Source organism: Sphingobacterium faecale, assembly GCF_016746095.1.
In the GTDB taxonomy this organism is placed as follows: domain Bacteria; phylum Bacteroidota; class Bacteroidia; order Sphingobacteriales; family Sphingobacteriaceae; genus Sphingobacterium; species Sphingobacterium faecale.
Genome location: NZ_JAERTY010000006.1, coordinates 35,913 through 60,696, shown reverse-complemented (window position 1 = coordinate 60,696; position 24,784 = coordinate 35,913). Strand labels below are relative to the sequence as shown.

The 24,784-nt window shown below is 41.2% G+C and carries 19 protein-coding genes; 5 read left to right on the top strand and 14 right to left on the bottom strand.

All coding sequences use genetic code 11. The features are described from left to right. Positions 1–23 precede the first annotated feature (23 nt). Both JKG61_RS12035 and JKG61_RS12030 read right to left on the bottom strand, forming a co-directional pair. Positions 24–1,145, bottom strand: a complete 1,122-nt coding sequence (locus tag JKG61_RS12035) for a FecR family protein (protein WP_202103239.1) — start codon at positions 1,143–1,145, stop codon at positions 24–26. A 73-nt stretch (positions 1,146–1,218) separates the two neighbouring features. Next, complete coding sequence (locus JKG61_RS12030) at positions 1,219–1,782, bottom strand: RNA polymerase sigma factor (RefSeq protein ID WP_031301954.1); 564 nt, start codon at positions 1,780–1,782, stop codon at positions 1,219–1,221. Positions 1,783–1,884: 102 nt separating this feature from the next. Here JKG61_RS12030 and JKG61_RS12025 point away from each other — a divergent pair, with 102 nt between their 5' ends. The 3 genes from JKG61_RS12025 to JKG61_RS12015 all read left to right on the top strand — a co-directional run bounded on the left by JKG61_RS12025 (position 1,885) and on the right by JKG61_RS12015 (position 3,251). Beyond that, positions 1,885–2,061, top strand: coding sequence for a hypothetical protein (locus tag JKG61_RS12025; protein ID WP_202103238.1), 177 nt, complete (start codon positions 1,885–1,887; stop codon positions 2,059–2,061). Then, positions 2,051–2,443, top strand: coding sequence for a PDDEXK nuclease domain-containing protein (locus JKG61_RS12020; RefSeq protein ID WP_202103237.1), 393 nt, complete (start codon positions 2,051–2,053; stop codon positions 2,441–2,443). Before JKG61_RS12025 ends, JKG61_RS12020 begins: the two co-directional genes overlap by 11 nt. Positions 2,444–2,876: 433 nt before the next feature. Next, the gene (locus JKG61_RS12015) at positions 2,877–3,251 is read left to right on the top strand and encodes a hypothetical protein (RefSeq protein ID WP_202103236.1); all 375 of its coding nucleotides are present in this window, start codon (positions 2,877–2,879) and stop codon (positions 3,249–3,251) included. A 326-nt stretch (positions 3,252–3,577) separates the two neighbouring features. Here the strand turns inward: JKG61_RS12015 and JKG61_RS12010 are convergent, their stop codons facing one another. The 6 genes from JKG61_RS12010 to JKG61_RS11985 form a co-directional block, all read right to left on the bottom strand. Continuing rightward, positions 3,578–5,008 carry a thioredoxin fold domain-containing protein gene (locus JKG61_RS12010; protein ID WP_202103235.1) on the bottom strand — a complete coding sequence of 477 codons (1,431 nt, stop codon included), beginning with the start codon at positions 5,006–5,008 and terminating at the stop codon, positions 3,578–3,580. A 12-nt stretch (positions 5,009–5,020) separates the two neighbouring features. After that, positions 5,021–6,586 (bottom strand): PKD-like family lipoprotein, encoded by a 1,566-nt coding sequence (locus JKG61_RS12005; RefSeq protein ID WP_202103234.1) that lies wholly within the window; start codon positions 6,584–6,586, stop codon positions 5,021–5,023. Positions 6,587–6,601: 15 nt separating this feature from the next. Beyond that, positions 6,602–7,450 (bottom strand): DUF4843 domain-containing protein, encoded by an 849-nt coding sequence (locus JKG61_RS12000; protein WP_202103233.1) that lies wholly within the window; start codon positions 7,448–7,450, stop codon positions 6,602–6,604. A gap of 5 nt (positions 7,451–7,455) precedes the next feature. Continuing rightward, the gene (locus JKG61_RS11995) at positions 7,456–8,946 is read right to left on the bottom strand and encodes a RagB/SusD family nutrient uptake outer membrane protein (RefSeq protein ID WP_202103232.1); all 1,491 of its coding nucleotides are present in this window, start codon (positions 8,944–8,946) and stop codon (positions 7,456–7,458) included. A gap of 11 nt (positions 8,947–8,957) precedes the next feature. Beyond that, positions 8,958–12,221: a SusC/RagA family TonB-linked outer membrane protein gene (locus JKG61_RS11990; protein WP_202103231.1), complete on the bottom strand. Its 3,264-nt coding sequence runs from the start codon at positions 12,219–12,221 to the stop codon at positions 8,958–8,960. Between the two features lie 62 nt (positions 12,222–12,283). Continuing rightward, positions 12,284–13,393 (bottom strand): FecR family protein, encoded by a 1,110-nt coding sequence (locus JKG61_RS11985; RefSeq protein WP_202103230.1) that lies wholly within the window; start codon positions 13,391–13,393, stop codon positions 12,284–12,286. A gap of 116 nt (positions 13,394–13,509) precedes the next feature. Between JKG61_RS11985 and JKG61_RS11980 the strand changes: the two genes are divergently transcribed. Beyond that, on the top strand, positions 13,510–14,076 hold the full coding sequence (locus JKG61_RS11980; protein ID WP_202103229.1) for an RNA polymerase sigma-70 factor: 567 nt from the start codon (positions 13,510–13,512) through the stop codon (positions 14,074–14,076). 104 nt (positions 14,077–14,180) lie between these two features. After that, complete coding sequence (locus tag JKG61_RS11975) at positions 14,181–14,645, top strand: hypothetical protein (protein WP_202103228.1); 465 nt, start codon at positions 14,181–14,183, stop codon at positions 14,643–14,645. 297 nt (positions 14,646–14,942) lie between these two features. Here the strand turns inward: JKG61_RS11975 and JKG61_RS11970 are convergent, their stop codons facing one another. From JKG61_RS11970 to JKG61_RS11945, 6 genes are all read right to left on the bottom strand, one after another. After that, the gene (locus JKG61_RS11970) at positions 14,943–16,364 is read right to left on the bottom strand and encodes a TlpA disulfide reductase family protein (RefSeq protein ID WP_202103227.1); all 1,422 of its coding nucleotides are present in this window, start codon (positions 16,362–16,364) and stop codon (positions 14,943–14,945) included. 10 nt (positions 16,365–16,374) lie between these two features. After that, positions 16,375–17,880 carry a PKD-like family lipoprotein gene (locus JKG61_RS11965; protein ID WP_202103226.1) on the bottom strand — a complete coding sequence of 502 codons (1,506 nt, stop codon included), beginning with the start codon at positions 17,878–17,880 and terminating at the stop codon, positions 16,375–16,377. Positions 17,881–17,892: 12 nt separating this feature from the next. Further along, complete coding sequence (locus tag JKG61_RS11960; RefSeq protein ID WP_202103225.1) at positions 17,893–18,600, bottom strand: DUF4843 domain-containing protein; 708 nt, start codon at positions 18,598–18,600, stop codon at positions 17,893–17,895. A 9-nt stretch (positions 18,601–18,609) separates the two neighbouring features. Further along, positions 18,610–20,055 (bottom strand): RagB/SusD family nutrient uptake outer membrane protein, encoded by a 1,446-nt coding sequence (locus JKG61_RS11955; protein ID WP_202103224.1) that lies wholly within the window; start codon positions 20,053–20,055, stop codon positions 18,610–18,612. A gap of 11 nt (positions 20,056–20,066) precedes the next feature. Next, positions 20,067–23,351 carry a SusC/RagA family TonB-linked outer membrane protein gene (locus JKG61_RS11950; RefSeq protein ID WP_202103223.1) on the bottom strand — a complete coding sequence of 1,095 codons (3,285 nt, stop codon included), beginning with the start codon at positions 23,349–23,351 and terminating at the stop codon, positions 20,067–20,069. Between the two features lie 214 nt (positions 23,352–23,565). Continuing rightward, positions 23,566–24,705, bottom strand: coding sequence for a FecR family protein (locus JKG61_RS11945; protein WP_202103222.1), 1,140 nt, complete (start codon positions 24,703–24,705; stop codon positions 23,566–23,568). Positions 24,706–24,784 lie beyond the last annotated feature (79 nt).

Here is a 24,784-nt window from a genome sequence, read left to right as displayed (position 1 = left end):
GTTAATTATGTGATTAAAAATGATTATTTACGACGCTCGATCTCTTTATGTCTCAACTTATTTTCTGAGATCTTAAAATGGATATCCGCTACTTCCAATACTTCCAATACTTTAGCGAGATCCATTTCTTTACTTATTTTACCACTGAACCGCTCTTTGGCTCCAGATTCATCAGTTTTAATCTGCAAGTCATACCAAAGTGCCAATTGCTGCATGATTTCATTAGGAGTAGCGTTATGAAACACAAAAGAACCATCTTTCCAAGCCATATATTCTGCTGCTTCGACCGATCTCTTTACCATCTTATTCCCTAAAGCTACGACCTGTTCATTGGGCAATAAGGACACCGTCTCCTTACCTTTCTCAACCTCCACGCGCCCTTCCATCAACGTGGTACGCTGCACCGCAGCATCATATGCCGATATGTTAAAGTGGGTACCCAACACCCTCACCTTTTGATCAGCAAAAGTCACCACAAAAGGCTGCTTATCATCTTTAGCGACTTCAAAATAGGCCTCCCCTTGTAAATGCACCTGCCGTTCTTCCCCCACAAATCTCGAAGGAAATGAAAGCACACTTTTTGCATTCATCCATACTTTAGTACCATCGGGCAGACTTATCCTAAATATGTTCCCTTTAGGTGTATTTACAACATTATTTACGATTCTATCGGACGAGCTATTATAGATAAGCTCTCCATCTACGATACGTTGTGCCTCGCCCACCGCTTGGTTCACACCGCTATCCGTAGATAGAAACACCACTTTGCCATCTTCAAAAGTCAGTTTAACGGAGTCTTTTATAGGTTTAATCTGTGCTATTGTGGCGCCATCCAGTTCACGGAAGACATAGTTGGTTGTATAGTGCAAGTAACCCCAAGCAGCAGAAAATACGACGGCTATACCCGCAGCAACCTGTATTGCCGGTCGCATATACACCCTTCGTAGCGGAGATTTGTCCTTTTCTATATTAGCCAACAATCGCGTACGTATCCTTGATCGACTCTGCTCTTGTTGCGCAGGATCTGCAGACAACCCGTCCTCTTCAGCATCAAACCAACTGCTCAGGTCAGACCATTCTTCTTTACTTTCAAATCCTTTAAAGTAAGCCTTGAATATATTTTTATTTTTTTCAGAAAGCGGCATATAACTTATTTTTCGGGTTACTTACATTTATAGTGACCCCAAATAAGATAAGCACCTACGCGGAAAGTAAAATTTATACGTAAAAATGGAGAAATGTATAAAACCCTCTGGTTTTCAGACGGATTCTTTTTATCGCTTTGTTGATTTGATTTTCAACAGTACTCTTAGACAACCCATATTCCACCGCTATTTCATCAATTGTTTTGTGGTTGAATCGACTTTCTTTAAATATAAGTTTACACTTTTCAGGCAAATTTTCAATCTCTTCGTGGATAAGATCAAGAATATACCGGTAGTGAAGCCTATCTTCTAGGGGAGGCTCAGGTAATACCTGCTCCATATTATCAATTTCTACATACTTCTTTTTTTCTTTATCGAGGTACTTGAAAGTCAAGTATCGAGCGCCGCTCATTAAATAAGCGGACATGTTCAGTACCTCATGAATTCGGCTTCTATTTTTCCAGATACTCAGAAACAAGTCATGTACGATATCCTCTGTGGCCTCGACCTGTTGGATTTTGCGATATACTTTGTTATATACCGGTTGCCAGTAGTGTTCATAAAAATCGGCAAAAGCCTGCTGATCACCAGCCGCCAACCTATCAATCCAAGAAGGGTCAACAATTGCTTTAGCCATATCAAAACCGAATAGATAACCACAAAGATAAGAAACCACCACCAAACAATGTCTATCTCCTTTCTGTTTACTAATTATAACGTCATTAAAACACAAATAACTATGGAAATAACAGCAGCTGTGGCTAAGCAAAAAGGAGGATCTTTCGATCTCGAAAAAATGCAACTCGATGCTCCCAAGAGCGATGAGGTACTCGTCAGAATTATCGCATCAGGGACCTGCCACACCGATATGGCAGCGCGCGACCACCTTATGGGTACACCTACATATGCAGATTGACGGATATCGCGTAACACCCTATAATAGGTCTGGAGCTACCTGTGGAAAGAGGGTAGTACAAATAGAAAGCAAACTTCACGAACGACAGGGACAGGCCATCACCAATTTTGACGAAACACTTCCTAAGATCCAATCTAACCTAGCCAAGCAGACGTTGAGAAACCCTTATGTCTTTGATTTCTTAAGTTTAAGTGAGAATGTGCAAGAGCGCGACATGGAAAAAGCAATAATTAGTGAAATCCGAAGACTATTGCTCGAACTTGGAAAATGCTTTGCTTATTTAGGCAACCAATACCATCTTCAGGTGGACAATGAAGATTTCTATATGGACTTATTGTTTTACAATTTCCTGTGCTTTGCCAGACTGTACACCTATGCCTAGTACAGCAAATAAAATATAGATTATTCTTTTCATGATTTGATTATAAAATGGTTTAACAACCATTGCACACATGAATAAGGATACAATCGTGCTAATATCCCGAAATTGATTATATCTCATAAACTTATTATCTTCATGTAATATATTTCACCAATTGATTCGTACAAGAACATCGGATGGTGCTTTCTATTTTTAGACCCAATAAGTAAAAGGAAACTTAAGGCCCGACAAAATGCAAGAACTTATATAAACTAAGATACCAATTGCAAATTATGTCAAAATCTATTCAAGAGGTCATAATCCCTGATGGGATGTTGGATACGAACTAAAAGACCGGAGCTAGACCTGACGAATGTATCGTTCATAAATACTCCGGAGAGAACGAAGAAAAACAGTTAAATTATTATCATAGACACTATATACAAAAACAGGCATGAAAAGACTACTATTAATACTCCTAACGACGACGATTGGCTTTACCGCTTTGGCGCAAGAACAGAAAGCAACTAGCTCTAAAACATCGACTACATATGCTTATGTGACTGTGAGCAATAAAACCCTATCAAAAAAGCTAAAGGTAAATGTTGACCTCGGCGATACGCCCGAGCAGCAGGAAGAGGGCAACCGTCTCTCTGACGAGCTATACAACAAAGAATCGCACGCAGCGATACTCAACTATATGGCAGAAAAGAACTTCGAACTGGTAGAGACCATAGCAAAACAACACCCGCACTCCACCAATGCAGGCGCATTGGACGGTATTGTATTCATCATGCGAAAAAGCCAACAACATGTCCCACAGGAGTAAATTTGAAACGGTAGTAGTTTAAAAAAAGAAATACCGAGTGTTACTTAGAGATCAATTAATCGCGCAGTACGGCTTCAGGAATTCTTCACGGCAAGATAGTCGGACAAAAAAACCTTGCATAGACTTAAACTCTGACTCTGACAGACCATAAGCTACAGGACGCGCTTTATGCCAGTTCCGTACCGTTCGATATCCCCATATCCTTAAATATCTTGACGATCTGTAAATTTACAGGAAACGAAATATAATCATCCGATAGATACAAGAATTGCCCCTACATCTGCTGTAGGGGCAATTAAACAATCCAAAAGATCAAGAGTCCTCGTCTACTGAAGAGCTGTCGTTTCTTTCATCAGCTTTTCTGCAGGTAGTGCGCCAGTCACCTTGTGCAGGATAGTACCTTCTCCATTGATAAAAAGCATCGTTGGAAAAGAAGTCACCCCAAATTTTTTTAATAACGCTATGCCTTCTCCCTTCTCCATGTCGATTTTTAAATTAATAAAGTTGGCGTCAAAGTATTTGACAGTGCCAGGATCTCTAAATGTGTTTTCATCTAACCATTTACAGGGGCCACACCAATCGGTAAAGCAATCGATAAAAACCAACTTACCTTCACTTTTAGCTTTACTTAAAGCTTCTTGATAACTAAGCTGTTGAAAATTGATCGATGGACCTTTTTCTTCCAGTTCGAACAGTATACGTTTCAACATGTCTACCGAATTGCCTTCAGACTCTGATATATAAGCTGTAATCAGTGCCTTCGCTCGGTCTGCCAGCACTCGATCATCTTTAAAAGCGCCCATCCGCAGCATCATCAGAAAGCGATCGCTCTTAGTAATCTTAGGAAATTCAGACGCATAGGCATCCATTATTACCGATGGCTGAGCGGTGACCTGAGCATCTGCTATCTTTAGCAGTGCTCCTATTCCTAAGCTATCGGGCAATGTGACTTCGGCCAGTGTTTTCTTTAACGATAGATAAGTCGCCTCATCGTATTTATTCTCTTTCACATAGTATCCGTTGGCATAGGGAATAAGAGCCGAACGAACAAAACGATACACCAATGCATTGGCCTGCTCCGCTCCGATCCGCTTGGCAAACGCCTCTTTGTGGGCTATCAAATACTTCGCTTTGACATCATTGATATCCAAAGCATAACGTTGGTATAAAAACAGATTGACCGGATCCGTTTTTTCATCGGCACTCAATTTTCCGAAATAATCATTAACGATTTCAAAGCCCTTTTTCTCGTCACCGCTCCTCATAATTTCAAGTACATAATCATTGATCAGTGCAGGTGTGCGCTCTCCCTTTTCGTAACGTTGTGCCAGCGCAGCAGGCTGACGGGCTGGATCCAGGTTTTTCGCTAAAGTCTCTAAAAATTCTTGTGCCGGCTGAGCACCGGAGAATCGGAATCTCTCGACTTCCTGCCCATCCAAAACGACAAAAGTCGGATAAGCTCTTACTTTGTACTGCTTTGCCAGCGCTATGCCCTCTCCTTTCTCGGCATCGATTTTGACTGTCAAAAAATTTTTATTCATATAAGTGCTGACCGCACCATCAGTAAACACCTCCTTGTCCATCGTCTTACAGGGACCGCACCAGGTTGTATAAAAATCGATAAAGATCAATTTGTTGCTCTTCCTGGCCGCCGTCAGCGCATCCTGATAAGAAGTAAGAACCTGAAGCGGTTGCTGCTGCGCTACCGTCAATAGGGGGCAACAGATAATATATATCCAAAATAGTAGTTTGTTCATTGTTTTTTAAATTTAGTGTGTAGTATTTCTCCAGCTCATCGTCTTGATCTTCGATAAACCCGACCAAACGGCCTCTTGATCCTCTTTCAACTCGATTGTATTGGTATTATTTTGGAGTACCATCTTACGGATCGTCCCTTGTGCCTGCGGACTGTACGTGGCCACATACAGGTCTAAACTGGTAGTACTGGCCTGAATATCCGCATGAAGCATGGTAATCTCCTCTCCAAAATCTTTTATAAGAACAATCCGCTCATTGCCGGGGTTGTAATCATACGCATACAAGACACTGCCCACAGCAAAATACATTGCAGTACGTGTACTCGCAAAAGCAAACAGACTCGATTGAGCTATGGTAGTATTGAAACGATCTGGAATGGTATATCCGTTCTTTTTGCTCGGTGTACCATATGCCGAAAATTTATAGATATAGTGGCTTCCTTGTGTATCTTTCATCAGGGCAAAAACGTTTCCTGTCGAGGCACCCCCATCCGTATTTTTAGTATTCTCAGCATAGATCAGTCGCCGCCCTTGCGGTTGGTTCCACGGAAAAGGGTCCTGTGCTCCATCGGCCATAACCGTAAGATTAGTGGCACTCGATGAGGAGGTACGCAGGAATCGGTTAGTGTCCTTATCGAAAACTACATACCCCGAAAGCCCACTGGTACCGCCGTGCATGATATAAGGCGCAAGCTTAATTAAAGGATCTCCATCCACAACAGACAGTCTGTTCACTGGATTACCATAGATATCACCTGAAATGATACCAGCCGTAAACAGGTCGCCCGTATTGGTCAGTATAACGCGTTGAGATCCTGTAACTGACCCGTTTACTGCAGCTGCTTTCGGAGCATAGTCTACAGGAAAAATAGTAGAGGGCAAATTATAACTCGAGAACATCAGTCTTTTAAACACATTGCGCTCTGAAGACTCAAATGTAGATGTATTGACGTAATAGCCAGCCTCTGCACCAGCTAGCCATAATTTTGCTTCTGTTGGTCGACTAGTGCCACCTGTATGAAATATATTAACAGCTCCTTTGAATTTGGGCAGACCTTTGTCCTGTATCAATCCCTTAAGGATCACTGTATCTGCTCCAGGCCGCATAGTGATCATTTCTACCTCGGCATAGCCTTCACTATCCTCGCCGATCAGTAAAAACCCTGTAGCAGTCTGTGTCGTTACAGTCAACGAAGCACGAGTGCTCCAGGTGACACCGGTATCCGTGTCGGTCACTTTGCAGTACAGTATATAACTGCCGGGATAAGCCGTAACGACGTAATTCAATACACGTGTACGCCCTACAATCACGCCAGCCCAATCTGCATCGGAGAACGGCATGCTTTTTACCAATTTCCATTCATAGGTGTATCTATCACTCGCCTCTCCTGGCTTCGTAATATTAAGCTCAGGCTCTATCTTCAACACGTCTTCATATATTGACGTGTAGCTAGTAGCTATCCCCGATATAGTGACCTCGTTAATATTTTCATAATCATAATTTCCCAGATCCTTACTACATCCTGCAAGTAGTAACAGAACTAATAGGATATAAAACAAACTGCTTAGTTTTTTCATTTTATCTCGTAATTTTTAAGGTTTATAAGGAACCCCTACCACAGAAGTCCAAGGAACGCTCATCACCCACATCAACCGACCATCATCTTCCAACACAGGTCTACCCGCATCATGCTCCCTGACCAGATAGGTGCGCATAGCCTGATTAATCACGCCAACCCGTATACTGGGCATGGTCTCAGTAGATTCAAAATCTTGATACGACAAATCCATCAAATCGCATATAAGGTTGAATTTCTTGGTCGTAAACAATCCAAGATAACCTGCTTCAACCCCATTATTGGCTAGCCCCATCCATGTGTCAGGCCGGGATGGAAAATCCGACAGTTCGAGACGATGATAAGTGGCATCAAATATTGGATTGCCTGATGTAGACCAATGCGGCTTGATAGGATACCATGTCGGTACAGAGAGATCCAGATCTGCCGACGGCACTAAATTGACACCAAGCACCTTGGTCGAAGTCTGAAGCGCAGGCGTCCGTTTGAATGTCAGCGGTACATCTATATAGGATTTGCCCGCAGGAATAAAATAACTAGCCTGGAGTTTCTCAAAATCTACCCCCTCGATCACATCACTACTATCCGCATTGACCACAAGGCCAAAACTTCTATCATAGTTTTTAGCCTCTCCTGTCACCATAACACGAAGTGTAATGGTAGTCGTCATCACATGTTGCATTTTAACGAATTCGATAGGGGTATACTGTTGATAGGCCCATACCGTAGAATCTCCGTGTGCAGGTCCCCATTGTACACCAAAATAAACCCCTTCTTTACCGGCATAAGTCAATAAATCTTTTTGGCAGGCCACAGAACACAATACTACAACCAGGCCCAATAGTCTAAATAATAACTTTTTCATAATTGTTAATTTCTTTGGCTAGTTTCACTATCTGGAAGAGGCATCATATAATGTACCTTATCCATCTTTACGACATCAATCCCAGGTCGAACAGGACTAGGTATAGCACTACGTTGCAGTCTCTTAAAATAGAAGTACGACTGCCCTTCGCCGATAAACTCTCTGAGATATTCGTTCTGCAATGCAGCCGACAGCTCTTCAACACCAGCAAAGCTAACTTCCGGAAGCCCCCTATTCACCTGAATTTTGTTATAGTATTTCGTACCCTCAGTGAGTGTTAATGCTGTTTCTGAGGCAATCAGATACATTTCCGAAATACGCATCAAAGGCATCATATATCTGTAGGAATTAGAAACACCATTATTATCGGTGACATTGGCAAACTTCGAAAAATACAACACTTTGGTATTCGACACCGTCTCCTCTTTCCAATGCTCTTTATAGCGATAATCATTTTCATCAGGATACAGCTGCTTGACACGCCCTGTCGGGCTAGATAGAGCTCCTGTAAACGTTAAAATCGTAGAGGAATTCAGTGTATAATTAAACAGCTTGTTGTAGACATTTGTCCGTCCATCGTTATACAAGGCAAATAAAACCTCTGTAGAAAAAACGCGATCCGGATACCCTGGTCGGTTGAATATAGCAGCAGGGATTACAAAAGGAAAGATTTCGCTGCCTGACTTCTGGCCCAAATCAATCACTTCGAGCGCATATTTATGTGCATTGATCCGGTCTCCTCTCCACAAATATACCCTAGCTAATAAACCACAGACAGCAAAATAGTTCATCCTATATTGTCTATAGGTCAGATAATTATTATCCACTCCATCTACATTAAGGACACCCTGAGTCAGAATAGGATCTACTTTTTCGAGCAATGTCTTTGCCGCCAATAAATCGCCCAAGATGTAGTCTACCATTTCCTGATTAGTCGCCAGAGGCTGTACCTTCCGGTCAGTATTGGTCACATAGGGCATTACTGCTGTGTGAAGATCTTCTTTATAAGTGGATCCAAAGAGACGCAAGAGATCGAAATGCAAAAAAGCACGCATAGCTAGAGCTTCTCCTCGATATATACCATAATAAGTATCCCCCAGCATACTTTTTTGCTTTTCGGACTGCTCTACCACCGCATTAAGGTTTGATATCAGACTAAAGGATTTTTGCCAAATAGCTTCAGTTTTGGCTTTGTAGCTAGAATTACCATAATCATAGGTATTATAATAGCGAAAATTATGCTCCCCGGCGCTAGTCACATTATAATATTGAGCCATAACATCAACCAATCCGACAGAAAGGTTTTCTCCGTATACATTTGGTGTATTCAATTCGATATAAACACCATTTATCGCTGTATTAAACCCCTTGACCGAATTGAAAAGCTGATCTTCCATGATATTATCCAGAGGCTTGACATCCAGAAAATTAGAACATCCTGAAAAACCCAAAACCAAGGAAACAGTTCCGTACAATAATATATTTTTAAACTTCATAATAATCATTTTTAAAACCGCGCCCCTATAGACAATGAAATCGAACGTGCAAATGGATAATCAATACCTCTCTCGTTCTTGACAGTAGAAATCCGGAATATTTCATTCATGTAAACCCTAGTATTAAAACCATGTATACCCAACCTCTTGGTCCATGCAGCATCAGTTTCGTACCCTAAAGAAACTGACTCGCATGAAAAGGTATTTTCATTAGCAATAAACCTCGAGGAGATAGGCGTGCTTTCTGTTAAAGAAATAGACTTAAATTGGGTCTTATCTCCAGGCTTTTGCCAACGATCATACAATGCTCGTTTATCCTGATTACGTTGCAAGCCTTCGACGCTGATGTTTTCCACCTTGTTATAAAGCGTATTCAGGAAAATCTGCCCCCCCACACGATATCGGAAATTAAGCGAGGCACTAAAGCCTTTGTAGAAAAAGCTCGATCCGACCACTCCCTCCCATGTAGGTGTGGTATTCCCCATTTCCTGTTCGTCTTTGTAATCGTGCGCAAAGCTCTGTGTACCGTCTTTTTTCTCAAACATCTCTCGCCCTGTGCCTGGATCTATACCCAACGACTTTACCGCCCATAATGCTGTCGTACTGCCTCCATCATAATAACGCTGTAGATTTTTGCTCGTGTTCTCATTGTTTAGCTGACCTAGTGTATTACCGATGTCATAGTATGATGAATTGAGGCGGCGTGCATTGAGATTGGCCGACCACATAAAATCTGCCTTTCTCATCAATTGGTAATTGACCAAGGCCGTCAGACCCGTGGTTTTTTGAGCTCCGATATTCATTGCCATACTTCCGGTGCCCGTTGAGGTAGGTATCTGCACATAGATGAGTAGCGGATCCGTAGTTTTATAGAAATAATCAATATTTACACGCAATTTTCTATGCATAGACTCCAAATCAAGACCAAAATTTCTGTCTAAGGTCTTCTGCCACTGCAAACCTGGATTTCCATATTTACCGATCAATGCACTTAATCCAAACGGGTTAGAGTAAACCAGATTATACGTATACATATTATGCATCATATAGGCATCAAAGTTTTGGTTTCCCGGATTCCCCATTGATCCTCTCAACTTCAACAAGGAGATATGGTCACGGATACCAGCAAAAAAAGCCTCATTGTGCGCATTCCACGCCAATCCCAATGACCATGTATTGGTAAACTTATTGTCCACACCGAATATAGAAGATCCGTCGTATCTGAAATTAGCATCCAGTAAATAGGTGTTTTTGTAAGAATAGCCTGCATTTATATAGTAGCTGAGCGACCGCTTGTCTGTAAAAGAGAAGGCCGGTTTGCTCCCTTCTAGATAACCATTTGAAAAGTTGGGTGCCCATAAGTCTTCATCTTTGTATCCGACCACTGTATAGCCATTATTCTCAATTTTATTTTTGTTGGCCCGCATGCCAAGCACCGTATTTAAGATATGCTCTTGGGAGGCTCCAAAAGATTTTCCATATGTAGCACTAAAATCGAGATCAAAATTGTTGCCTTTGCCATTTGTCTCATTAAAACGTCCTTTAGTATCTGCAGAAGCTTCTTCAAACTCACTGGATAATGGAGAATTGAATAGCTTTGAATCACTACTCGTCCTAGCAAACGAGAACCTCCCACGCAAACGCAGCTCGTTCAATACCCGCCAGTCAGCTTCAAAATTATTGCGGAGATCAAGATTGCTTGCAGTATTGAAACTCTTCAGATAGTAGTCATACATTGGATTTAGAATCTGCTTATTACCACCAGTAGCAGGCTCAAGTACACGCTTGATAGCTCCAAGTTCGTCATACTTTCGGTAATAGGGATTGGTTTCCGAAAATCTAGAGAACGGAACTACATTGTTATCTGCTTTATTATGATCTACTGTAAAGTAGTTGCTAAAAGAAAAATTATGGAGACGATAAGTCAACCGTACATTTCCACCTATAAGGTTTCTATCGGAGCCTTTCATAACACCTCGCGTATTTCCATAATTAAACCCAACCCCATAACGGATACGTTCGTCACCCCCCTCGGCAAAAATATTATGCCTATCCGACAGTGTCTTGCGTAAAGGCTCATTCATCCAATAAGAATCCACACCTCTGCGCACCTCTGCCAATCGCTTATTATATACCTCCGCGCTTGTCTCATTAAGAATATTACCAGACTGATCTAGCGAGCCGTACAATCCAGATAGCTTTTCAAACTGTAATTTTTCTGCCGAATTCATCAAATTGTAATCCGTCAGATCGGCAAAGCTGAAATTCAAACTGTTGTTGTAGGAGAGTCTCAATTGCCCTGCTTGGGGCTTGACAGTTTCCACCACTACAACACCATTTGCTGCTTTAGCACCATAGATAGCAGTCGCCGACGCATCTTTGAGTAAGGTAATCGACGCAACGCGGTCCATACTCAAATCAAAGATTGCTGCAAGGCTGGACTCGAATCCATCTAGAATAAATAGCGGTTGGTTCGGATCGGCCGTATACTGTTGCTGCAGACCGATTACACTCGTCTTGCCGCGGATATTGATATCGGGCAATACATTGGGATCAGACCCTGCGAGATTATTTTCTGTAATGGCAAAAGAGGGATCTAACGTCTTCAACGCTTGTAGCACATTCGTATTGCCAATCATCTTCAGTTCTTTGGCGGTAAATGTGGAAGATGATCCCGTAAAACTTTCTTTGTCCCGAACATAGATCCCTGTAATAACCGTCTCATCAATAGCATTTTCTCTTTCCCTAAGGGTAACTTGCACTGTAATATGCTCACCCAATGAAACTATCAGATCTTCATAATTAACATGTTTTATAAGGATTGTTTTAAGTTCTGTAGAAATCATCCCCTTATATACTCCAGAGCTATTGGTCTGTCCAAAAGCTTTTCCTGTCGCCGAAGAGGCAATGGTAGCTCCCGTGACAGCCTTTCCTTCACCATTGCGCACGATGATTTCATAAGGTCTTTGCTTCTGCAAATTTTTGGTCTGCGACAACACGATCGTCTTCTCTCGGACGACGTAACTCACCTCTTTGCCTGCAAAAATCTTATCCAACGCCTCGTTTAATGAAGTGTTCTTCAGGTCTTCATAGACAATAGCTTTTTGATCAAAAGTATGCTCTAGATGTACAAAAGAATACCCTGTTTGCTTCTTTATTTCATTTAGACACTCCTGTAGTGTCGGTTGTTTTTTTTCAATATGAATTCGCTGTAATGACACCGCCCAACTTATATTGGTCAGTATCGCCAAACAAATTCCCAATAGGTACTTCATTATTTAATAATTATAGGTTAGTTATAAAAAATAAGTTTTTCTGAATTGGTATTAATCACGGACTACTTTACCATAATCCTCCTTCCTTTGATTTCAAATGTATTTCCTTTAGCGAGTGCTAATATTTCCAAAACTGTATGTATGTCTGAAAATTTCGATATACTACCCTGATATCGGATATCTAGATTTACATCGGCATAGCTTACTTCAACATTGTACCAGTCGGCTACTTCCTCCATGATCTCCTCGATATTCTTGTTATCCAAAGCGAAATATCCTTCTTTCCAAGCTCCCACACGTTCACTCTCAAATTCGCGTACCGTATATTTTCCTTTGGCATCCACACACAGCTCTTCTCCAGGTGCCAATCGAACCTCAAAGCCTTTATTCGATACCTGCACACTGCCTTCAAACAGCGCCGTCCTCAAGAACTCGCCTTCTTTAAAGTTGACGTTAAATTTAGTCCCCAGTACCTTGATGGTACTGCTTCCCGCATTAACGATAAAAGGACGTTTGTACCGATCTTTCTCGACCTCAAAGAAAACTTCACCCGACGTACTAACCTCGCGCAACCTCCCGTCAAACGAAGAAGGAAAAGAGATACTGGAGTTAGCATTGAGCGTCAGTCTTGATCCATCTTCCAGCTGCACGATAAAGTTGCCCCCTCTAGGTGCGTGTATATGTTGTATTTCGGTCCCGCCGTCGGCACCGGGCATTACTCTAACCTCATTATCCGCGATCCGCTCTATCGCAATTCCACCAAACACATATACACTATCTTTTCTAAGGTTATTCAACTGCACCTGTTCTTGGCTAGCGTGATACAGAATACCTTTATCCTCTCCCGGTTTGATCGTATCGGTTGTTACGAGCGGTGACACAGAATCTATCTCCATATTCTTCTGCTGATATATCCATAGTACAGCTGTGCCGACAAGCAGTACTGATGCCGCTACCGCCACTTTCTTCCATAGAGGCACAAACGTTTTCACTGGCTTTACCTCCGATAGGATCATCGCTTTGATATTCTTCCTTTCTTCATCCGTCCACAATTCTCCTCCCGATGGATGCTGGATTCCTTCAAACCAATCGTCCATTATTTTTCTCTTCTCCTTGCCGAGCTCGTTTTTACTATATTGTTCAATAAGCTTATCGAAATAATCTTTTTCCATTTTCAAATGTGCCTGTTATCAGTAACTTTGCTATATAGTAACTTAACAGACCAAGAACACACACATACAAATAAATTTATTTTGTAGATGATACAGTGGTGAACAATTGTGGAGAGATGAAGGAACAGGATTTGCTTTTGACGCTTCGCCGGGATACGGTCAAAGCATTTGAACAAGCATATGATGCTTATTCAGAAAAACTGCTGTATTATATATACACCAAAACAGGTGACAAAAAACGTAGCGAGGATATTCTACAAGAAGTGTTTATTGATTTTTGGAATAAATTAGACTGTATCGAATCATCAGTATATGGCTATCTTTTCAACAGCACTAAATACCAGATACTCAACCACTATAGATCCGAAAAAGTAAAAGAAAAGTACCTTATCCATCTCAGTAACTTTCTACAGGATATCAACTCGATCACTCCTCAAAAATATCTGGAAGCAAAAGAAATAATGGAACAGATCGAAGCACTGGTAGCACAGTTACCGCCCCAGTGTCGAAAGGTATTTACGATGAGCCGCTTCGAACACAAGAGCAATGATGAAATTGCCGAGGAGTTACAGATTTCCAAACGCACCGTCGAAAATTACATCACAAAATCCCTCGCATTTATTCGAGATCACAACATAAGCATCTACCTTGTGATTTCCTATCTGATTGATAGAGAACCTTAATCCTACTTTCCGAAATAAGCCCTTAGAGAATGGAAGCATGAAAAAAGAGATAAATAACATACTGCATTCTCATAGCTAATTATTAAATTGAAAAAAACACGATCATGAAGTCAAATTATTTCATACTATTCTTGCTACTAGCTGCTGGCACTATGCAAGCGGCTTATGGACAGCTACGTATAATAGAAGAAGTCGAAAGAGAAATATACCGATCCGGAAAGAATACCGTCTACGAGATCGGAAGTCTCGAGCTAAAAAATGGACAGAAAAAAATCTATTACCGCAGCTATGGTGAAGAAAAGGAGGAAATGTCCTTTGGTGAAATTGTCATACAGACCCAGCAGGATTTTGATTATCTCTATACGGTCATCATAGATGGCTTTACGGAGAAAGTGGATCTCCCCGTTAAAATAGATATGGGGGACTCTTACCTATTTCTGCACTATGACAAGTTGATAGGGGGGCGCGTATTAAGAATAGGACATGCTTACAAAAGCGCTCCTTATCAAAAGATGCTAAGCGTTAGATTGAGCGAGAAGGATGTCAATAAGCTTTTTGGAAAACAATAACGTTTTAGTATTTGCCCCAAAAACTATGATTATGATACAGCATTGCTCCAAAAGTACTCTTCCTGTTAATTGAGCCCGTGGTCTAGAAAAGATGAAAAACACAAAAAAAGACGTTCTGTAGACGCTTGACGGTGATATCGTAATCTCTCTGTAGTAATTTTTCTTTCCTCCTTAGGTTCGTAAATCATTAGGATAGGCCATTTTATCTAGGTTATCCTAACAGTAAACTATAACAAAATAGCCGTTTGGAAACGATGATCCAAACGGCTATTCGCTATAATCCTATATGAGAGGTTATTATTTAATTAGATCGACCTTATAGCTGATTTCATCTACAATCTCCTTTTCAACAGATGAGCTGCCAGATGACTTGAACCGGACCTTGCCATTCTTATCAATAATAATCTTCGTAGGAATGCCTGTAATACCGTACTGTTCAACCAATGCTCCTGCTCCTTCCATCTTATCAAAGACCACATGAAAACGGTATCCTTTTTCTTGGATAAAGGCCTTCACTTTTTCTTTGTAGTCTTCGCTGCGCTCCCAAGTATTAATGAACAGGAATACGACCTCTGAATCATCTTTATACTTGTCTACTGCTGCTTGCATGCCAGGAAATGAATTGACACACGGTCCGCACCAGGTCGCCCAAAAATCAAGAATGAGAGTTTTGCCCTTATAGTCAGACGATTTTACGATCTTCCCATCCATATCCATTAGCTCAAAGTCAAAAGAGTTCTCATTGATCATCGAATTTTTCCAATAAGCCTCATTCTCTTTGGTTTTTTTCTGGTCGATACGAGCCTTGTAAGCTTCCCATTGTGCGGCATTACTTCCTAGATTCTCGAAAAGTGTAGGCCCTTCACGCTCTTGGATTGGCGTAAGTGCTGTTTTAGCATATCGGGTATCGAGCAGCAGGAAAGCATCAAAGTTACGACCGGTCTGCATGAGCGCCTGAAATTTGATATCCTCCAGAGAAAGCTTATGCTCTTCGATGAGGCTTAGGGCCTCTGCCCATTTCTGCTGCTTGCTAAAGAGCTGTGCCTGCAGCGTATATACCTGCTGTGCAAGGTATTTGTTCTCCTGAAACACATTGGGATACTTCGAAATAAGCTCATCAAGGAGCTGTCCACTTTGGGAGATATCGCCTTGCTCAAGTGCCTGTTGCGACAGCTTAAACTCAAAGTTTGCTTTTGGGCTGTCTTTAACGATCAGAGCGGCATATTTTCTAGCACCAATAATTGCATCATTATCGGCTAATTTATTGCTAATCTTAGCATAGCTTGCATCCGCAAACGATTCTGTCTGTAATGCCACCTTATACTGCTTCTTCCAGGTATTGATGTCTTTATCTAAACTGGATTCGTCAGTATAATCTTTCAATATATCATCTAGACGGCTACCTGCAGCATAAGTACTCTTAGGAAACTTCTTTAATAGATTGTGATGAGCAAGCTCCACGGACTTGTTATCTCCCAGAAAACTAAAAACAGATTTACCGTGTTTGATATACTCTTCGTTCTTGGATTCTATTAAATGGGAAGCTTCCCATTTAATAGAATCTTTTGCCAATGGATCCTTGCTCGCCAACAGACCATTGACGCGATCCTGAATATCTTTGAAAGTCAGGTTTGACCGATTCGCCAATTGCGCCTGAGCCGTGCCTCCTAGTACCGCTGATAAGACGATAGCTAAAATGGCTTTTTTATATAAATGCATTGTAATTGGGTTATTTTTCATTAGGATTTCGGTATGTAATACTCACAATTTTCCCAAAACCATTGAATTCTTTTTCGGCATTACTAGACAAACTGCCGTCGGCTAAAATACCATATTGGTATACTTTACCCTGATCGCCCTTGTTGGTCGCAATATAGATCCGTTTATTAAAATTTGTATCAGTACTGTTCTGCCACATATTGGATCGATACACATGAATACCTGCAATATCCTCTCCGTCCCCAAGTGTGAGCACCACACGCGCGGCATTGCTAGCCAGATTGTACAGATACAGTTTATTCTGGACTACATAGTATATATCTTGCTGATCACTTCGCGCATCAAAAATACGAGCTTGTGCAAACTCAGGCACTTTTGCTAGATTCACTAATTTGGCCTCACTTGCTATGTTACCTTTATACTGAAGCATTGTATAGATATAATAAGCATTCCCGTCCTGCATGATATAGTACACCTTATTATCATACCCCAACATAGCAGATATTGCTGTTTTTTTAACCTTTGTAGGGTCGAATTTGTCTACATCTTTAACAAAAGAAACATCACTAAGACTACGTTGGTTAAAACCAGTCTTTAGAAATTTTCCATTGAGATTATCATAAAAATAAATATCAGCACCATTATCACCGTTGAAAAGGAATGGAAACAAATTATAGGCACCCCCAGCATAATAAAAAGCCTGTGAATACATACCAGCCATACTTCCTCCAAAATCAGGCCCCATATCGGCATAAACTTTCCCATGGTTGATATAGTATACATCCGATGGCGCATCGTAGTTATAATACAGCTTATTACCTCCTAAATAGCTGTTCATAAAATCTTCTGGAGCAGTATTAAAAAGGGAGTTTTTATCCTTCAATACGCTAAAATCATCCACATCGATCAAATAAGTATTTGTAGAAGTAGTTACAGCCATTTGCTTCAGCAAGCCTACAATCAAGGTATTGACAGATTGTAGCTTTCCATTTAATTCACTTTTTTCGTTTAAGGTATGAATCAGCTCATAACGTACCTCATTATCAGCCCGGATAAATCCTAATTCGGCACGGTTCTCTTTTTCATAGCCAACAACCAATCCTTGGTAAAATCCCGAATTAACCGTCAGCTTGATATCTTTAAAGCTTTTGACACCATTGGTCCTATTAGTCACCGTATAAAGTAGCGTATACTTGCCTGGTGGCGTAGTAATGGTTTCTTTCAGATCTTTGGTATTGGCCAAAACCTCGCTATAGGCAGCAGCATCCGTTGTGCTCATTTTTGCTTTTTCGCCAAATATTTTCCATTCGTAGGTATAGCTATCGCTTTCGTGCAACGAAGATTTTACCTCGGGGCTTAAAATTAATTCGGATAGTTGCATAACGCTAAAACTATCTGCCTCCATGGTTATCTTGGCCTCGTTGATAGCTTCTACATTATAATTATTCTTGTCTTTGTAACAGCTACTACATAAGATAACAGTAGCTATCACATAGCTATATATATCGTACTTCATCTCTTTCGTGGGTTAAATGGTTATGGCATTATCGTTTTCATCCCTTAGTGGCTCTCCGTGATCTATTTCATACTGTTGCAGTTTAGCTCGGAGTAATCCTTGGTAATTCAATATCTGTGGATAATTCAACGTACCCTGTGAAAAATCAACAATGCCACATACCTCAATCATAAATCGGTATTTACCGTTGGAATAGTTACCATAATAATGATCTTCTGCGATTCCCCACCAAGTTGGTTTCATCACCTGATCAGACACACGGATCCGGATGGAAGGATAATACGAAGTAGACAATGCTCCTAATGAAAAATTGTCATTCTCTTCAATAGTCAAAGAAAATGTACGGCTGGTCTCCAAGAGGTCTGTGGTACGAAACAAGACAATTGGGTAGTAGAAAAAAACCGAATCGGCCGGAAAAACAGACTCCATCAGTTTGAAATGTACACCTTCTTGGGCACTAGCCCCTGGTTTGATACTAATCCGGAACGGACGATCGACCTGAGCAGCTACACCTGTCAGTGCTATCGGCACCCATAAGGTGTCAGCCTCCTTCTTTACAACCTGTGTTGCGAACGAGTAGGTAATGGAATCACTGTTTGGAAAGTTGCCTCCTCTTGTAAAAGAAAGGCCATTTTTTTCAGTATAAGTAATATAGTCCTCTTTAGAGCAACTATATAATATGCTCACCAAAAGTGTAAATAGAAATATCTTTTTCATCATATCTAGCTTTTAATAATTGGGATTGTACTCTAGTTCGTCGACCGGTATTGGGAAAATATAGTTGCTGGGCAACACCACAGATTCGTAAAACTTAATTCTTTCGGCACCAATCTGTTTATACCAGAAGAAAGTCTGTCCTTCGGCATAGAACTCTTTTTGGTACTCTTTGGTGATCTCATTGATCAACTGGACAGCATCGATCTTAGTTGCATCAAGGTCTGTTTTAATTCCACGGTTCCGACGAACTGTATTGAGATAACCTAATGCCTCATCAACGGAGCTCTCATAGGTAGCAAGAATATAATACATCTCGCTAATGCGAACTAAAGGCACCGTCTGATCAATCCGGTCGGTACTGGAAGTCCCACTACCGCTTTTCTGCCAATACTTAGACGGATATTTTTCCACGCCTCCAGATACATTAGTCTTTTCGTCCTCAAACAAATACTTATACCTGAAGTCATCAGGATAGAGAGTTCCTTCGAATAGATCTCTATAATTGGCTTGTGTAGTCGTTAAAGCATTATTATTTGCATTGAACATACTATAACGAAAATAACGAGTGGTACCTCCATTCGCCTCTTCTGTCCATTTAGCAATATCCTTGACGCGAAGGGCAAAAACAAGCTCAGTGGAAAACAATCGATCTTTCTGATCTGCTATACTAGTAGCAATAGCCGCCTCCTTCACAAAAGGAAACTTTTTACCTTGAACCACTAAATTAGCATACTTTTTAGCCTCACTACCCTCGCCGATGTAGCCATATATCCTAGCTTTCAGTGCCAAAGTAGCATAGTAGTTCATACGGTATTGCCTATGCGCATCTTCTTTAGTAATCGGGTCGATAGACAGCAATTCTTCAGCTTGGTTCAGATCAGCCAAGGACATACGAACCACCTCCTGTGCGGTATTAGGGGCTTTAACAGAAAGACTAAACTCGTTACGATACGGAATAGCTAAGGCATCTGGATTGGTTCGATAATTTTCCCCAAACAACCGATAAAGATCAAAATGTAAATAGGCCCGCAATGCTAGGGCTTCCCCTTTAACTAGACGATACTTGTCCCTACTAAATAGGGATTGACGGTTGTCGATGTGGGATAAGATATTGTTGAGTGTAGCAATGGCATTGTAACTTCTATTCCAGATAGCTTTCACTCGAGATGAATTCTCATAGTTAAAACTCTTAGTCAAAAAGAAGATATGGCTATTCACTGTGATATTATAATTTTTGGCCAAAGCACTCAGATAGCCCATAGTCAGATTGTCACCATATAAATCTTGTGTTGCCAATATACTGTACACCCCATTGAGTGCCTGCTCAAAACCAGCTTCGCTCTCGAATAACTTATCGTCAGAGATACTGGCCCGTGGCGTATTCTCTAAAAACTTCTCACAGCCCGTTAACACGATCAGACTGATGAAGACGATATATATATAATTGTTACGATTCATATTATGTTGGCTTAAAAAGATGCATTAATAGTCAAAGAGTATATTCTAGCAAAAGGATTGTCTTTGCCCCGTTCTATCCGAACCGTGCTAAAGCGAGCAACATCATTCATGATGCCTCTTACCCGCAGTGAGCTAAAACCAATTCGTTGCATAAAAAGTTGATTTCGGAATAAATAACCAAAAGAAAGCGAATTGAGGTTAACTGTGTTCTCATCTTCTACAAAACGTGTCGTAGTAAAGGTCTGTGTACCAGTAAAAACAGAAATCCTCCTGAACTGAGACACATCCCCTGGTTTGGCCCAGCCTAAGTTATATGCGCGCTCGTCAACGTTGTTACGAGGGTTCACATTTTCTACACGATCTACCAACGTCTGATTATAGATCTGCCCACCATATCGGTAGTCTAATGCCAGTCCTAACTCAAAACCTCTGTAATAAATATTCGTACCAAAAGCACCTTGCACTTTAGGTATGCTATTACCATAAGCAATTTTATCTGCTGCAGACCAGTCGTAGGTCTGGCTACCATCTTTCTTTAAGTATATTTCCCGACCATTAGCCGGATTGATTCCCAAGGAAGGTACCGCAAAAATACTAGTGGTAGACTTGCCTTCCTCAAATAAGAAATTGGGAATGGTCTTCGATTTTTCATTAAGGCTCTCGTTTAGCGAGCGCAGATTGTCCGATATTTTCAACAAGGTGTTGGTATTCCGAAGCCCGTTGGCAAATAACATCCAAGTAAAATCACGTTCCAAATCTTCAACGACTTTATACTGTACTGCCAATTCAACGCCTTTGTTATTGATTTTACCATAGTTTTCATAATAAGAATCAAAGCCTATGGAAGGCGCTAATGTCAATTGGGTAATAGCCTGATTGGTAGTTGAGTTATAATATTCTGCCCTAACAGTCAATCGTGTATTAAACAGCTCCATATCCGTACCTACATTAAGCTCTCTTTTTTCCTGCCAACCTAGATCGGGATTTCCTATACTAGCTATTCCAATACCTAGACCTCCATCATAGACATTGTCCACATCATAGATGTATTTTGTCAGCGATGCGTAGGCCGGGATTTCGAGCGATCCGGTAGATCCGTAACTAGCCCGTAACTTCAATCGATTAATATTCCTATGCTCCTTGAAGAAAGCTTCGTTATGCAGATTCCAGCCCAATCCTACCGACCAAAAGTCACCAAATTTGCGATCTGTACCATAAGCCGAGGAACCGTCTCTACGCACGGATAGATCAGCCAAATACCTATTGTCGTAGCTATAGTTACCATTGAGCAGGAAGCCCATCCGATTGGCCGTACTCTCCGTGCCTCCTGGGCGTGAATTGGGTTTATATTGTGTAGCATAAAGGATATGATCTAGATTGTCCGTAGGAAAGCCTACCGAAGTAAAGCTATAACCATCGGTCTTACGACTTCCCAACTCAAAACTAAACGTACCCAACAACAAGCTTTTCCCCATACGTTTGTTATAATTTAAATAGGTAGCAAACTCATAGTCGAGTCGCTCGGTCTGCCCCTTGGTATATTCACCTTTGAGCGCTAGATTAGCCTCTCGAGCATACTTTGTATGGGTACCAGGAAGAAATAGATCGGACGCCACCAACTCTTTCGTAATACCTAGCTTGGTTTCGATAAACAATGAAGGATGGACATCATACCGGATATTTAGATTATCCTGAAATCCGATAGATCGATTTTTGTCAATACTATTTAAAGTCGCATCAACCAAAGGGTTGGTTGTCTTTGTTTCATAAGAATAAGGCCCTTGAGCTTTGAACTCTTCTAGATAATACCGTAAAGTACCATCTGTATTATAAGGAGCCCAATAGGGATTCAAATCCAGATAAGTTGAAAACGAGCCATAAGGAGAACCATTAGACGTGGTCTGATAATAGCGTGCGGAATTGCTAAAGCGGAATTTGTTAACCTGATAGCTGAAGTCAAATTGTCCCTGATAATTAGTCCGGTCTTGTTTTTTCATCACTCCATTCTGTGCGTTGGCTGTAACATTGAGACCATAACGTACAGCATTCTCTCCTCCGCTCAAGGACACAGTCGTACGGTTATTGATTCCGGTCTGTACAGCTAGACTACGCCAATCGGTATTAATACCTCCCTGTACATCTTTCAGCCTTTTGTTATACAACTGGTCGAGTGCATATTGATAACTAGGATCATCATTTGAGTAGATACCTACACGCTGCTCAAAATCTAGCTTTTGACGGGAATCAAGCAATCTATAAACCGACAAATCGGGCGTGGAGATGCTCATATCATTGGTCACGGATACCCGGAATTTACCCGGTTCGGGTTGCAGTGTCGTAACAACCATAACCCCATTGGCACCTCGAGAACCGTATATCGTTGTTGCCGAAGCATCTTTTAAGATCACAATCGAACTGATCATATTCATATCCAAGTCTTTGATACGTTCCAAACTAACCTCGAAACCATCTAAAATAAACAGGGGCTGATTGGGTCTATTCGATACGGCATCACCTAAAGTCGGAAAAGAATTCTGTCCACGAATCTGTATATCAGGCAACTGATTGATATCGCCGCCTGTGATATTATTGGTAACAATATTAAATGCTGGGTCTAATGTAGCAACGTTCTTGAAGATATCCGTAACACCTACTTTTCGTAACTCTTCTCCTTTTAGTGTTACAGCAGATCCCGTGAAATTCTCCACAGGCCGCTGAAATATCCCCGTCACGACAACTTGATCTAATTCTTTGTCATCTGCCACCAACCGGATCACAAAATGCTTAAAATCGGCAATGGTGATCTCTTGTGTTTTATACCCCATATAACGGATCACTAAAAGAGTTCCTCCGTCGGGTACCACTAAAGAAAAACGTCCTTTATCATCGGTCTGAGCGATCGTCTTGGTACCCTTGACCTGAACGGTCACACCAACCAGAGCCTTCCCGTCGGATCCGTTGGTAACTACGCCTGTAATAGGTCTTTCAAGAATCTCCCGTTCGGGGTTCGCCATGATGATAATAGCATTGTTCTTTATCTCATAGGTTAGTTCTTGCCCTTGAAGACAGGCTTCTAAGGCCTTTGCAAGAGGCTCATTTTTAATATTAACAGAGACAGGATTCGCATTTTTTATCAGCTTCTTATTATAAAAAAAATCGTAGCCGCTCTGTTCCCGAATATCATTGATAACCCTTTCTAATGGTACATTGGTTTTATTAAGGGTAATTTTTTGTGCAAAACTAGTAGCACTTACCTGTAATATCGCCGCCGTCAGAAAAAACATAACTAGTTTCATCTTCAGCAAAATTTTAATCAGGACGTGTTTTTGACTTTCACGCCTGAAGTCTGATTTATAATTCATAAATTTAAGTCGCTTGGGTTTTATCCAAAAGTGTTTATATCCATAATTTCTTTATCCCAAAATGGGAAGGGTGGATCCGGCATTTGTGACTAGGGGTGCTACCAACACTCCTAGTTTTTAGTTCCGAACCAACCATGGTCAATAATGATTATTTCATAACAATTACGCTCCTTCCTTGTACTTCAAAATGTATTTCTTTGGTTAGTTCCATGATTTCAAAAATCTCTTCTATATTCTTGTCCCTCGATATCTTTCCTTCAAAAGTCATATTGGGATCGGGTTTGACTTTATAGATCACCTCAATATCATACCACCGGGCTACTTTATCCATGATGCTCTCCAGATTACCGCTGAATTTGAAATATCCATTTTTCCAGGCGGTTACTTCCTCCAGATCGACCTTGCCTTTCATAAGCTTCATCTTTCCATCAGAAACCCGGACTTGTTGTCCCGGTGTCAGCTTCTGAACTGCAGCATCAGCAGATACCTCTACAGCCCCTTCTAAAAGGGTGGTGATAAGGGGAAATGTCTGATAAGCTGAGACATTGAACTTGGTACCCAATACTTTGACTTCCTGTCCGTCACTCTCGACAATAAAAGGACGGGAAGCATCCTTATGTACCTCAAAATAGGCCTCGCCACTAAGAGCTACTCGGCGTTCGGATCCGCTAAATTGCACCGGATAGCGCAAGGAGGATATCGAATTGAGCCATACTTTGGTCCCATCGCTCAGTGTGACACGATACTGCCCTGCGGCAGGTACCACAATTGTAGCAGAGGTATATGCACTGGTACTGATGGGGTTACCATCTTCGTAAGTAATCGCGTTGACCGCGTTAACAATTCCGGATTGCGATTCGCTGAGTTGGTACTCCGAACCATCATCCAGCACGATCGTCGCTCTATTGGTTCCTGGCGAGATGGTTGCGGATGACGCTATATTGGCTTCGGCTTTAAGCTCTTCGTTAACCTGGGTTGAGTTGGATTGAGAATAGTAATATATTTCTGTTCCTACCGTAGCAAAAAGTAAGGCTGCTGCCGCATATCGTGCCCATCGGACAAACCTTATACTAGGCCTAGAACGACGAATCTCTAGATCAAGACGTTGCTTGATCTGATCTTTAATATCTTGTTTTTCTGGCCCATTTATCTTTGAAAAATCGCCGCCGTCCTTATCAATAAGCATATCCCGCTGTTCGAGAAACTCTAGCTCTGCAGCTGTCGCTGTACCCGCTAGATAACGGGCGATTATTTCCTTTAAATATTGACTGTTTGCTTGCTCCTTCATAACTTATACCGATCCGGTTTATAGATCGGTCTATAGTGTATGTGCAGGAAAATTCAGAAAGTCCCAAAAGAAAGTGAAA

Excerpts from the sequence above, each read along its gene's own strand:
- JKG61_RS12035 (WP_202103239.1), bottom strand. The coding sequence starts at position 1,145 with ATGCCGCTTTCTGAAAAAAATAAAAATATATTCAAGGCTTACTTTAAA.
- JKG61_RS12030 (WP_031301954.1), bottom strand. The coding sequence starts at position 1,782 with ATGGCTAAAGCAATTGTTGACCCTTCTTGGATTGATAGGTTGGCGGCT.
- JKG61_RS12025 (WP_202103238.1), top strand. The coding sequence starts at position 1,885 with ATGGAAATAACAGCAGCTGTGGCTAAGCAAAAAGGAGGATCTTTCGAT.
- JKG61_RS12020 (WP_202103237.1), top strand. The coding sequence starts at position 2,051 with ATGCAGATTGACGGATATCGCGTAACACCCTATAATAGGTCTGGAGCT.
- JKG61_RS12015 (WP_202103236.1), top strand. The coding sequence starts at position 2,877 with ATGAAAAGACTACTATTAATACTCCTAACGACGACGATTGGCTTTACC.
- JKG61_RS12010 (WP_202103235.1), bottom strand. The coding sequence starts at position 5,008 with ATGAACAAACTACTATTTTGGATATATATTATCTGTTGCCCCCTATTG.
- JKG61_RS12005 (WP_202103234.1), bottom strand. The coding sequence starts at position 6,586 with ATGAAAAAACTAAGCAGTTTGTTTTATATCCTATTAGTTCTGTTACTA.
- JKG61_RS12000 (WP_202103233.1), bottom strand. The coding sequence starts at position 7,450 with ATGAAAAAGTTATTATTTAGACTATTGGGCCTGGTTGTAGTATTGTGT.
- JKG61_RS11995 (WP_202103232.1), bottom strand. The coding sequence starts at position 8,946 with ATGAAGTTTAAAAATATATTATTGTACGGAACTGTTTCCTTGGTTTTG.
- JKG61_RS11990 (WP_202103231.1), bottom strand. The coding sequence starts at position 12,221 with ATGAAGTACCTATTGGGAATTTGTTTGGCGATACTGACCAATATAAGT.
- JKG61_RS11985 (WP_202103230.1), bottom strand. The coding sequence starts at position 13,393 with ATGGAAAAAGATTATTTCGATAAGCTTATTGAACAATATAGTAAAAAC.
- JKG61_RS11980 (WP_202103229.1), top strand. The coding sequence starts at position 13,510 with ATGAAGGAACAGGATTTGCTTTTGACGCTTCGCCGGGATACGGTCAAA.
- JKG61_RS11975 (WP_202103228.1), top strand. The coding sequence starts at position 14,181 with ATGAAGTCAAATTATTTCATACTATTCTTGCTACTAGCTGCTGGCACT.
- JKG61_RS11970 (WP_202103227.1), bottom strand. The coding sequence starts at position 16,364 with ATGCATTTATATAAAAAAGCCATTTTAGCTATCGTCTTATCAGCGGTA.
- JKG61_RS11965 (WP_202103226.1), bottom strand. The coding sequence starts at position 17,880 with ATGAAGTACGATATATATAGCTATGTGATAGCTACTGTTATCTTATGT.
- JKG61_RS11960 (WP_202103225.1), bottom strand. The coding sequence starts at position 18,600 with ATGATGAAAAAGATATTTCTATTTACACTTTTGGTGAGCATATTATAT.
- JKG61_RS11955 (WP_202103224.1), bottom strand. The coding sequence starts at position 20,055 with ATGAATCGTAACAATTATATATATATCGTCTTCATCAGTCTGATCGTG.
- JKG61_RS11950 (WP_202103223.1), bottom strand. The coding sequence starts at position 23,351 with ATGAAACTAGTTATGTTTTTTCTGACGGCGGCGATATTACAGGTAAGT.
- JKG61_RS11945 (WP_202103222.1), bottom strand. The coding sequence starts at position 24,705 with ATGAAGGAGCAAGCAAACAGTCAATATTTAAAGGAAATAATCGCCCGT.